Source organism: Microbacterium umsixpiens (assembly GCF_053543675.1).
In genome coordinates this window covers 9,117-10,633 of record NZ_JBLVOH010000079.1, presented here as the reverse complement: position 1 = coordinate 10,633, position 1,517 = coordinate 9,117, and the positions used below count along the sequence as shown (strand labels likewise).

At 69.1% G+C, this 1,517-nt stretch carries 1 protein-coding gene and 1 pseudogene; both read right to left on the bottom strand.

All coding sequences use genetic code 11. The features are described from left to right. Positions 1–360, bottom strand: a pseudogene (locus tag ACNPM4_RS08170) (hypothetical protein); the annotation flags it as partial. 72 nt (positions 361–432) lie between these two features. After that, a partial coding sequence (locus ACNPM4_RS08165; RefSeq protein ID WP_448985354.1) for an AMP-binding protein occupies positions 433–1,517 on the bottom strand: 1,085 nt, incomplete at its 5' end.

Sequence of the window (1,517 nt, the reverse complement as noted above, 5' to 3'; positions counted from 1 at the left end):
CGGCGGCCAGGCGGCCGCGACGTAGTAGCCGGTGATGCCGGCGGCGACCAGTTCGGAAGAGCCGGGCGGGATCGTCACCGTGCCGGTGAGCGGGCCCGAGAGCGACTCGAGCACAGGGGCCACGTCGACCGACCAGGTGACGGTCAGCGGTGTCGTCCCGGTGTTCGTGACGGTCGCCCCCGGCCACGCGAAATCTGCACCCGTGACGGTTGCGGGCGAGGGCTGCACGGTCAGGGCGGCGGCGCCGGATGCCGCCGCGAGCGGTGTGGCGATGGCGGCGGCGATCACGGGCGCCGACCATGCCGCCGCGCGCACCACCGATCGCCGCGTGATCCCTGTCGACGTGCGCTGCTCGTCCATATCGTCCCCATCCCCGTTTGGCCTACGACTTAAGGCTATCGGGATAGGGACCTTCGGCTAAACGCCCACCGCTCAGACGTGCGAGCGGAGCTCCGACTTCAGGATCTTGCCGGTGGCGTTGCGGGGGAAGTCCTCGACGAAGACGAACTCGCGCGGCACCTTGAAGTTCGCCAGGTGGGTGCGACAGAAGGCCTCGAGATCGGCGGCGTCCGGTCGCGGCGTGGCGTTGTGCAGCAGCAGGACGTAGGCGCGGCCGACCGTGCCGAGGCGGTGATCGTCCACCCCGATCACGGCCGACTCGTTCACCGCCGGATGTTTGCGCAGGGCGTTCTCGACCTCGGCCGGGTAGACGTTGAAACCGCCGACGATGAACATGTCCTTCAGTCGGTCGGTGATCTTCAGGCAGCCGTGCTCGTCCAGACGGCCGACGTCGCCGGTGTGGAACCAGCCGTCCGCATCGAGCACGGCGTCCGTTGCCGCCTGATCCTCGAAGTAGCCGAGCATCACGTTGGGTCCGCGGAGCAGGATCTCGCCGTCGGTGTCGAGCCCCGCATCCTGACCGTCCTCGTCCACCACGCGGATCTCGACCCCGTCGACAGCGGGACCCGTGGTCTGCGCCGTGTGCTCGAGGGACTCGCCGGGGCGGGAGAGGGTGGCCACCACGCACTCGGTGAGCCCGTATGCCTGGGCGACGGTCTCGAACCCGAGTGTGTTCACCATGTCGTGGAAGAGTGTGGCGGGTGCCGCCGTGGCCCCCGCGATCGCGAACCGCAGCGACGACAGGTCGTACTCCCGAAGCCGCGGGTGGTCGAGCAGCGAGGTGAAGATCGTCGGTACGCCGGGCAGCACGCTGATGCGTGCGGACTGCACGAGTTCGAGCAGCTGATCGGCATCGAACACCGCCAGCGGGTAGATCGTGGTCCCCGCCATCAGCGAGGTGATCATCCCGGCTTTGTAGCCGAACCCGTGGAAGAACGGGTTGACCACCGCATAACGGTCGTCGGGCGTGAGTCGTGCGCCGAGTCCCCAGGCGCGTGCCACGGAGAGCGTCTGGCGGTGCGCGCTGAGCACGCCCTTGGGGATCCCGGTGGTGCCCGAGGTGAAGAGCACGTCCATGATGTCGTCCGGGGTGACGGCCTCCGCGGCGGCCGTCACGC